At 69.3% G+C, this 8,629-nt stretch carries 10 protein-coding genes; 3 read left to right on the forward strand and 7 right to left on the reverse strand.

Annotation, left to right across the window (positions count from 1 at the left end; translation table 11 throughout):
* Positions 1-88 precede the first annotated feature (88 nt).
* Both QK444_RS04095 and QK444_RS04100 read left to right on the forward strand, forming a co-directional pair.
* The gene (locus QK444_RS04095; protein WP_282777186.1) at positions 89-634 is read left to right on the forward strand and encodes a YceI family protein; all 546 of its coding nucleotides are present in this window, start codon (positions 89-91) and stop codon (positions 632-634) included.
* 41 nt (positions 635-675) lie between these two features.
* Positions 676-1,002 (forward strand): GNAT family N-acetyltransferase, encoded by a 327-nt coding sequence (locus QK444_RS04100; RefSeq protein ID WP_039811302.1) that lies wholly within the window; start codon positions 676-678, stop codon positions 1,000-1,002.
* A gap of 26 nt (positions 1,003-1,028) precedes the next feature.
* Here QK444_RS04100 and QK444_RS04105 read toward each other — a convergent pair whose 3' ends face one another.
* The 7 genes from QK444_RS04105 to QK444_RS04135 form a co-directional block, all read right to left on the reverse strand.
* The gene (locus QK444_RS04105; protein WP_282777189.1) at positions 1,029-2,249 is read right to left on the reverse strand and encodes a cytochrome P450; all 1,221 of its coding nucleotides are present in this window, start codon (positions 2,247-2,249) and stop codon (positions 1,029-1,031) included.
* 9 nt (positions 2,250-2,258) lie between these two features.
* A complete protein-coding gene (locus QK444_RS04110; protein WP_282777207.1) occupies positions 2,259-3,428 on the reverse strand; it encodes a cytochrome P450 in 1,170 nt (389 codons plus the stop codon).
* Between the two features lie 77 nt (positions 3,429-3,505).
* A complete protein-coding gene (locus QK444_RS04115; protein ID WP_282777190.1) occupies positions 3,506-4,111 on the reverse strand; it encodes an ATP/GTP-binding protein in 606 nt (201 codons plus the stop codon).
* Positions 4,086-4,433 (reverse strand): DUF742 domain-containing protein, encoded by a 348-nt coding sequence (locus tag QK444_RS04120; RefSeq protein ID WP_029927211.1) that lies wholly within the window; start codon positions 4,431-4,433, stop codon positions 4,086-4,088. Before QK444_RS04120 ends, QK444_RS04115 begins: the two co-directional genes overlap by 26 nt.
* Entirely contained in the window at positions 4,430-4,858 is a 429-nt protein-coding gene (locus QK444_RS04125; protein ID WP_029927209.1) for a roadblock/LC7 domain-containing protein, read from the reverse strand. Before QK444_RS04125 ends, QK444_RS04120 begins: the two co-directional genes overlap by 4 nt.
* 35 nt (positions 4,859-4,893) lie before the next feature.
* Positions 4,894-6,087, reverse strand: coding sequence for an ATP-binding protein (locus QK444_RS04130; protein ID WP_282777194.1), 1,194 nt, complete (start codon positions 6,085-6,087; stop codon positions 4,894-4,896).
* Between the two features lie 173 nt (positions 6,088-6,260).
* Entirely contained in the window at positions 6,261-6,851 is a 591-nt protein-coding gene (locus QK444_RS04135; protein ID WP_282777196.1) for a TetR/AcrR family transcriptional regulator, read from the reverse strand.
* A gap of 135 nt (positions 6,852-6,986) precedes the next feature.
* Here QK444_RS04135 and QK444_RS04140 point away from each other — a divergent pair.
* Positions 6,987-8,629, forward strand: a 1,643-nt coding sequence (locus QK444_RS04140) for a nitroreductase family deazaflavin-dependent oxidoreductase (RefSeq protein WP_282777198.1), incomplete at its 3' end; no start/stop codon positions are given.

An 8,629-nucleotide genomic window follows, 5' to 3' on the forward strand; every position in this document is an offset into this window, starting at 1 on the left:
GATTCGACCCCCATCGCACGACCACGACACCGCACGACCACGACACCGCACAACCGCGACACCCGCACAACCACAACGAGGAGTAATCATGACCGCCAGCACCACCGCCCTGACCGCCGGAACCTGGACCATCGACGCCGTGCATTCCACGCTCGGCTTCGCGGTACGCCACCTGATGGTGTCCAAGGTCCGCGGCCGCTTCACCGACTTCTCCGGCCAACTCGTCATCGGCGAGGACGGCACCGCCAGCGCCGAGGCCGAGATCCGCGTGGACTCGGTGACCACCGACAATCCGCAGCGCGACGCCCACCTGCGCACCGCCGACTTCTTCAATGCCGAGAACTTCCCGCTGGCCACCTTCAAGTCCACCGGTTTCCGGGTCAACGGCGAGGACTTCGAGGTCGACGGCGAGTTCAGCATCGCCGGAGTCACCAAGCCGGTCACCCTCGAGGTGGAGTTCCTGGGCGTGAATCCGGGCATGGGTCAGGGCCCGGTAGCCGGTTTCGAGGCCAAGACGGTCATCAATCGCCGAGATTGGGGAATCACTATCGATATGCCTCTGGCCGACGGTGGCGCGGTGATCGGCGACAAGATCACCCTCACCCTCGGCATCGAGGTCGTCCAGCAGGGCTGAACCACTTCGCCGCGCGGCGAACCGATCGAAAGCGAGGAAATATGAGCGACCCGACCGTCATCCAGCGGGACGACGCCACCCCGGAACAGTTCGATATCGAGGTGGATGGTGAACGCGCCGGACTGGCCGCTTATGTGGATACCGGTGACCAGCGCATCTTCTACCACACCGAACTCGATGATCGGTTCTCCGGCCGGGGCCTGGGCAGCGTCCTGATCCACGCGGCGCTCACCGAGACCCGGAAACAGGGTAAACGCGTCGTCCCCGTCTGCCCCTTTGTCGCGCACTTCGTGGAGAAGCACCACGACTTCGACGATCTCCTGGATCCGGTGACCCCGGAGGCCAAGGCGGCGGCCACGGCCGACTAGCGCGGCCGCCGCGCCAGGTCTCCCGGCTACGCCTCCAGATACACCGGCACGGCGGTGTGCCCGTTGGAGATGAAGCTGGCCAGGGGTGTCAGCTGGTCCGGCGCGACCGCGAGCCGCATGTCCGGGAAGCGCCGGAACAGCGCGGGCAGCGCGGAATTGGCCTCCAGCCGGGCCAGCGGGGCACCCAGGCAGTGGTGCGCGCCGTAGCCGAAGGCCATATGGCTCTTGTCCGCGCGCGCCAGGTCGAGTTGACCGGCGGTGTCCCCGTGCACCTTCGGGTCGCGGCCGGGTCCGGCGTAGCAGGCCAGGATCGGTTCGCCCTTGGCGATGCGCACGCCGTCGAGTTCGATGTCGTCCACCGCGTAGCGCAGCGGCACATGTACGACCGCACCCTCCAGCCGGAGCGATTCCTCCACCAGGTCCGACCAGGCCGCCCGGCCCGCCATCAGGTCGGCGCGCGCCTCCGGATGGGTGAGGGTGGCGAAGATGGCCTGGTCCAACAGGTTGATGGTGGTCTCGTGCCCGGCGGTGATGACCAGCAGCAGGGTGTCGACGAGTTCCTGCTCCTCCAGCGTCGACCCGTCCTCGTCGCGGGCGGTGATGAGCACGCTGGTCATATCGTCGCCCGGCGTCGCGCGCTTGTAGGCGATCAGCTCACCCAGAATCCGGTAGAGCTCCAGGTAGTTCGCCTGTGACTCCTCGGGGCCGAGGGTGGTGTCGAAGACGCCGTCCGCGCACTTGCGCAGGCCGGGCACCAATTCGTCGGGCACGCCCATGAGTTCGGAGATCACCCGGATCGGCAGCGGGTAGCAGAACGCCTCCCGCAGGTCGACCGGCTCCCCGGCCGGAGTGGCGGCGATGGCGTCGAGCAGTTCCGCGGTGATGGCCTCGATGCGCGGTTGCAGGGCCGCGGTGCGGCGCGCGGTGAAGGCGGGCGCGACGAGTCGGCGCAGCCGCCGATGATCGGCCCCGTAGGCGGTGAACATATTGTTGACCGCCACCCACAGGAACAGCGGCCAGTCCTGCGGGATCTCACCGTTGATGAAGGCGGGCCAGTGCTGGCGCGGATCCTTGGAGACGCGCGAATCGGTGAGCAGGCTTTCCAGCAGCGCGGTATCGGTGACCGACCACGCGGTCACGCCGCCGGGCAGTTCCACCAGGCTCGCCGGTCCACGCTCGCGTAGTCGATTGATCTCGCCCTGGATGTCGGCCCCTGTGGGATCCAGGACGATGGGGTCGGTGGTCACGCTTTCTCCTTACGGCACGGTCAACGGAGCAGTCGGGGGGAAGACGACCGGCAGCGCGGTGAGGGACCGGTGGAAAGGCCCCGGCCGCCAGGCCAATTCGTCCACGGCGACGCCGAGCCGCAGGTCGGGCAGTGCGTCGAGCAGTTGGTCGATGGCGTCCTCGGCGATCAGGTACGCCGTCGGGCGGGCCGGACAGGCGTGCGGGCCTACGCCCCAGGACAGATGCGCGCGATTGTGCAGCGCCCGCCCCGCACCGATGTCCGGATCGTTGTTGCAGGCGGCCATGCTGATCACCACCGGCTGATGCGCGGGCAGCCACACTCCGTCGATGAGCATGGGCTGGCGCGGATAGCTCACGCAGTAGTTGGCCATGGGCGGATCGGTGTAGAGCACCCGGTCCAGGGCATCGCGGGTGGTGAGGCTGCCCGCGTGCAGGCCGTCGGCCAGGGTGCTGTCGACGAGCATGTGCCGCAGCGCGTTCACGATGAGGTTCTGCGCCGGTTCGATGCCCGCGCCGTAGAGGGTGACGATCTGGTGGATCATCTCCTCGTCGGACAGTTCGGCCGGATCGGCGGCCAGTCGGGAGACGATGTCGTCACCGGGCCGGGATCGCTTGCCGAGCACCAGTTCCAGAATGGCCTCGGTGAGGACGCGGTTGCCCTGTTCGGCGTCGACGCCGTCGAAGATGGCGGCCATACCGGCGGCGATGCGCTGGCCGATTTCCGCCGGGCAGCCCAGCAGGGCATTGACCGCCTCGAAGGCGAGCGGAAACGCGTACTGGGCCATCAGATCCGCGCTTCCGGACGCGCAGAAGGCGTTGATCAACGGTATCGCGATGCGCTCCACGGTGTCGTGCAGCGCGTAGAGGTCCACGGCGCGGATGGCCGCCACATTGGCCTGCCGGTACCGAATGTGCTCATTGCCCGCACTGCGCAAGGCGTTCGGCCGCCATTCCAGCATCGGCATGATCGGACTGTCGGCGGGTGCGGTGCGCTGCCAGTACCGGGGATCGGCGGGAAAGTGCTCGGGGTCGTTGAGGATTCGCACGGCGGTGCGGTATCCGATGACCAGGGTGGCGGGTACGCCCGGGGCGAGGTCGACCGGGGCCATCGGGCCGAAGCGCCGGCGCATCTCGGCGTAGGCGCCGTGCGGGTCGGCCGCGAATTCGGCGGTGTACATGGCGATCCGGGGTCCATCGGAGCCGATGGGCGAGCCGTAGGGCACCGGGGCGGTGATCGGCTCGATGAAATTGCGGGTCACCGCATGGACCCCGCACGGCGGGACAGGTATTCCACCAGCGTGATCAGGGAACGCACACAGGTGCCGCGATCGCGGGCGTCGAGCGCCATCAGCGGGGTGTCGGGGGTGAGGTCGAGTGCGTCGCGCACCTCCTCGAGCGGGTACCGGACCGCGTCGTCGAACTCGTTGATGCCGACGGCGTAGGGCACCTCACGCTCCTCCAGCAGCGCCAGCACCTCGTCGGACTGTTCGATCCGCCGGGTGTCGACCAGGACCAGCGCGCCCAGCGCGCCGCGGGCCAACTCCTCCCACAGCGGGACGAAGCGATGCTGTCCCGGAGTGCCGAACAGGTACAGGGCCAACCGCGGATTCAGGGTGATGCGACCGAAGTCCATGGCCACGGTGGTGGTCGTCTTACCGGGCAATCCGGCCATATCGTCCACGCCCACACTGGCTTCGGTAATGGTCTCCTCCGTGTGCAGCGGCCGGATCTCGGAAACGCTCGCGACGAAGGTGGTCTTGCCGACGCCGAAATTGCCCGCCACCAACAGCTTCACCGACCGGGTGACGGTATCGGGAACGTGATCGACGACGAGCTCAGGCCGAGAGAGCGCGGAGCCCATTCAGTACCTCCTCCAGCAACGCAGCATCCGGCAGTTCCTCGGCCGGGGTAGGAGTGGTCAGGTGTCCGCTGTCGAGCAGGTCGGCTGCGACGATCTTCACGACGGACGGCGGCAGGTCGAGATATGCCGCGACCTCGGCGAGCGACAGGACGCCACGACGGCAGATACTCAGCACCCGGATCGCGTCGGGGGTGGCCCCGGGGTCGGGTTCCCGCGCCGCGATCACCAGGGTGACCAAGCCCAGATTCCGGGTCGGCCGGCTCCGGCCGCCCGTGCGCACGTACGCCCGGACCAGGTCCGGATCCCGCCGCTGCCCGGTCATTGCAGGTCGCCGCCAACCCTCTGGTTCGACATCGAACCCAGTTCGTGCCCGACGCGGACCGCGAGCGCGTTCATGCGGTGCGCGACCAGGCTGACGTCCACCTCGGTGGTGGTGGCCACCCCTAGCAGCGCACCCACGCCGGCGGCGGTGATGAAGATCATCCCGCCGTCGTACTCGGTCATGTTCTGGCGCACCGAGTTCGAATTGCCGCAGAACTCGCCGAGCGCCTTGCCCAGTGAACGCAGGCCCGACGCCGCGGCGGCGAAGCGCTCGGCGTCGTCCACGCCGATACCACCGGTGTGCGCGATCCGGAGCCCGTCATCGGAGAGTAGGACGGCGAAACGCACGCCCGGAATCTCCAATTCGCTGAGCATCCACGCCAATTTGTTGGCGCGTTCGGTTACGGCGGTGCCGGGTGTTCCCATCGGAAACGTCATCCCTTCGGTGTCAACGTGCGCTGTCAACGCGCGGCGGCGCGGCCGCTCTGCGAACCGCTGTGCCAGGCGGCGGCGATATCGGGTCGAGCAATGGTGCTGGTGTCCTGCTGCGTTTCCGCCTCAGGGCGCGGCTCCCGAGCGGTGCCCACGGCCGCGAGCGCGGGCGACCGGCGACGGCGTTTGGGCAGACCACCTTCGGTGATATCGCGCACCGATGCGGGCTCCTCGGTCGGCGCCGGGGCCGGCGCGGGGTCGGGTGCGGGGGCGTCGACCTGCGGCACCGGCACCACCTCGGTGGCCGGGCCGTCGACTCCGGCGCGGCGGGGAACGAACAGCGCCTCGGGCACGAACACCATGGCCCTGGTGCCGCCGTAGGCGTTGGGGCCGTCCACGTAGACGGTGAAGCCGTAGCGGCGGGCCAGCGCGGAGACGCTGGGGAAGCCGACGCGGGGGGTGGGTCCGAGCTGGTGGATGTCGACCGAGCGCTCGCCCGCGAGCACCTGGCGGGCCTCCTCCATCTGCTCGTTGTTCATGCGCACGCCGGCGTCGTCGATGATGATGGTGACGCCGTGGTGCCCCTCCTGGAATCCGACGTCCACGTACGAGGTGGGCGGCGAATAGCGCAGGGCGTTGTCCAGCAGCGTCGCGATGGTGTGCACCAGCGGTTCCACGGCGCGGCTGATGACCACCCGGTCGAGCTGGTTGAACCGCACCCGGGTGAAGTCGCGCACGCGGCCGATCGCACCGCCGACGATGTCGGTGAGCGGCTGCTGCGGCCAGCGGCGGCCGGGCAGGCCGCCGGAGACGATCACGTACGACTGGGCCTGGCGCAGCATCTGCTGCACGCTGTGGTCGATGCGGGTGAGGGTTTCGTAGACCTCGTCGCCGCGATGTTCGCGCAGCGCGTTGCTCACCACCTGACCCACGTCCGCGCCGAGGCTCACCACGGAGGTGCCGAAGGAGCGCACCGCCGCGCCGGTGGCCGTGCGCGCACCGGATTCCAGTTCGGCGCGCACCGATGCCTCGGCACGGGCGACGGCTTGGCGCGCTTCCTCTTCGAATTCGAGTCGGCTCTGCTCCCAGGCTTCGGTGCGCATCCGAAGCTCGCGCTCCAGCGCCCGGGCGCGCGTGCGCTCCCGTACCGCATAGGCACCGAGCGCTCCGAGGAGCAACAGAGCGACGACCCAGGAAATCACCATGGCGATGGATAGATTCACAGCGTTCGGTCTCGCCCTTCCTCGCAGCTCATGTCGAGTGTTCGGAGATCGCGCGCGCGGCAGCGGCTTTCATTGCGCGCGGACTGCGATCCCGACGACTCGAACACAGTAGCAGCATCACAGCGAATCCTCGACCGACTCCGCAAGATCGGAAAACCGTGCACTGCACGGTATTACGCGAGGTGTCGGTTCGCGGTGGCGGCGGCGCGGGTGTACTGGGCGACCAGGGCCGTCAACTGTTTCCCGGTGCGCTCCAACGGTTCGGCGGACCGCTGTGCCAATGACATGACAATCGCGCCCTCTACTGCGGCGATGATGGTGGTCGCCAGCGTGCGCGCGGTCTCGGGGTCGACCCGCTCGGCCCGCAGGCGCTCGGTGAGGATGTCCTCCCATTCGGCGAAGACGTCCCCGGCGGCGTCGGCGGCGGCGGCCGATTCCGCGCGCCCCAGCGCGGCGGCCACGATCGGGCAGCCTGCGGAGAAATCGCTGGCTATGAGGGCTTCCCGCCAGATCCCCGGTACGGCGGCGATACCGGAGACCACATCGGCGCCCGCCGCGAAAGTTCGGATAAGGGCACTTGACGCCGCACCGGCCGCCCGGGTGGCCTCGGCGACCAGTTCAGCCTTGCCGCCCGGGAAGTTCAGATAGATCGAGCGACGCGAGATGCCGCTGTGCTCGAGCAGTTGCGCCACGCCGGTGCCCGCGATGCCGTAGCGGCGCATGAGGTCGATCGCACTGTCGACCAGTTTGTCCCTGGCTCCCATCCGCGCACCCCTTTCCGCGTCGGCCCGCGATGGTCAGTCTACGGCCTTGTCCTAGACCGGTTGGTGTACTACCGTCCGAGTATACCGATTGGTCTACCAAACCGGGCAACCACTCCACACGAACGGGGGCCGACGATGCCGACCCTGCACGATCCGCTACCGCTCGCCTGCGGCCGGACCCTACCCAACCGGATCATGAAGTCCGCCCTCAGCGAGGGCCTGGGCAACGCCGACCTCGCACCCGACGAACGCCTCGAACGGCTGTACCGCCGCTGGGGCGCGGGCGGCTACGGACTGCTCGTCACCGGCAATGTCATGGTGGACGGCCGCCACCTCGGCGAACCCGGCAATGTGGCCATGGAGGACGAGCGCCACCTCGGGGCCCTGACCCGCTGGGCCAAGGCGGGCAAGGACGGCGGCACGCCGGTGTGGGTCCAGCTCAATCACCCGGGTCGGCAGGCCAACCCGCTCGTCACCCGGCACCGCCCGGTCGCGCCGTCGGCCGTCGCGCTGACCATTCCGGGTCTGCCCGCCCCGCGCGAACTCACCGAGGACGAGATCCTGGACATCGTCGGCCGCTTCGGCACCGCCGCCCGGGTGGCGGAGGCGGCCGGATTCGACGGCGTGCAGATCCACGGGGCACACGGCTATCTGGTGTCGCAGTTCCTGTCGCCGCTGTCGAATCGCCGCACCGACGCCTGGGGCGGTGATCCCGAGCGGCGGTCGCGATTCGTACTCGAGGTGGTGAAATCCATTCGGGCTCAGGTGAGCCCCGGTTTCGCCCTCGGAATCAAGTTGAACTCGGCCGATTTCCAGCGCGGTGGCTTCACCGAAGCGGAATCGCGGGAGGTGGTGGCCCGGCTGGCGGCCGAAGCCGTCGACCTCGTCGAGATCAGCGGCGGCAGTTACGAATCCCCCGCCATGATGGGCCGACCGCGCACGGTCGCGGCGAGCACCCGCGCCCGGGAGGCGTATTTCCTGGACTACGCCGACACCGTGCGCAGCATGGCCGGCTCCACGCCGGTCGCGGTGACGGGTGGGTTCCGCTCCGCCGCGGCGATGGCCGCGGCGGTCGCCTCCGGGCGCTGCGATGTGGTCGGGCTGGGCCGCCCGACCGCCGTGTTCCCCACCGCCGCGGCCGATCTGCTCACCGGGCGCACCGAGGTGCTGCGCCCGCCGCATATCACCCTGGGCCTGCCGCCGCGGTTGGCGGCCAACGGCACTCTGAAAGCATTCGACGGCGCGCTGGATCTGCAGTGGCACACCGACCAACTGCACCGCATGGGCTCCGGGGCGGATCCGGATCCGGCCCGCTCCCCCTGGCTCACGGCCGTGAACATGGTGCGCCACCACGGTGTCGACGCCTTCCGCAGCAAGCGCTCCTCCGCCTCGCGCTCCGCCGACGACCGGGCGGCCCGCAAGTTCCGGCGGGAACGCGCGCTCGGCCGCTACCTCATGAATCCGACGGTGCGGGCGCTGGATCGGGTGGGCGTGCGCACCACGCTGGCCACCGAGATCGAGACCATCGGCCGCAAATCCGGCGCCCCGCGCCGGGTTCCGGTCTCGGTGCTGTTCGACGACGAGGGCGCGTGGATGATCTGCCAGCACGGCATGCGGTCGGGGTGGGGTCGCAATATCGCCGAGAATCCGACCATCCGGGTGCGCCGGGGCGATCGGTGGCGCACCGGCGCCGCCACCCTGCTGCCGGAGGACGACGTGGTGGCGCGGGCGCGCACCTTCGCACCGCATCCGCTGCTGGCGCCACTGGCCCGAACCAT

It is taken from the genome of Nocardia sp. CC201C (genome assembly GCF_030010695.1).
GTDB lineage: Bacteria > Actinomycetota > Actinomycetes > Mycobacteriales > Mycobacteriaceae > Nocardia > Nocardia otitidiscaviarum.

What these genes read in the sequence shown, in the direction of transcription:
- QK444_RS04095 (WP_282777186.1), top strand. Translation starts at nt 89, where the DNA reads ATGACCGCCAGCACCACCGCCCTGACCGCCGGAACCTGGACCATCGAC.
- QK444_RS04100 (WP_039811302.1), top strand. Translation starts at nt 676, where the DNA reads ATGAGCGACCCGACCGTCATCCAGCGGGACGACGCCACCCCGGAACAG.
- QK444_RS04110 (WP_282777207.1), bottom strand. Translation starts at nt 3,428, where the DNA reads ATGTACACCGCCGAATTCGCGGCCGACCCGCACGGCGCCTACGCCGAG.
- QK444_RS04115 (WP_282777190.1), bottom strand. Translation starts at nt 4,111, where the DNA reads ATGGGCTCCGCGCTCTCTCGGCCTGAGCTCGTCGTCGATCACGTTCCC.
- QK444_RS04120 (WP_029927211.1), bottom strand. Translation starts at nt 4,433, where the DNA reads ATGACCGGGCAGCGGCGGGATCCGGACCTGGTCCGGGCGTACGTGCGC.
- QK444_RS04125 (WP_029927209.1), bottom strand. Translation starts at nt 4,858, where the DNA reads ATGGGAACACCCGGCACCGCCGTAACCGAACGCGCCAACAAATTGGCG.
- QK444_RS04135 (WP_282777196.1), bottom strand. Translation starts at nt 6,851, where the DNA reads ATGGGAGCCAGGGACAAACTGGTCGACAGTGCGATCGACCTCATGCGC.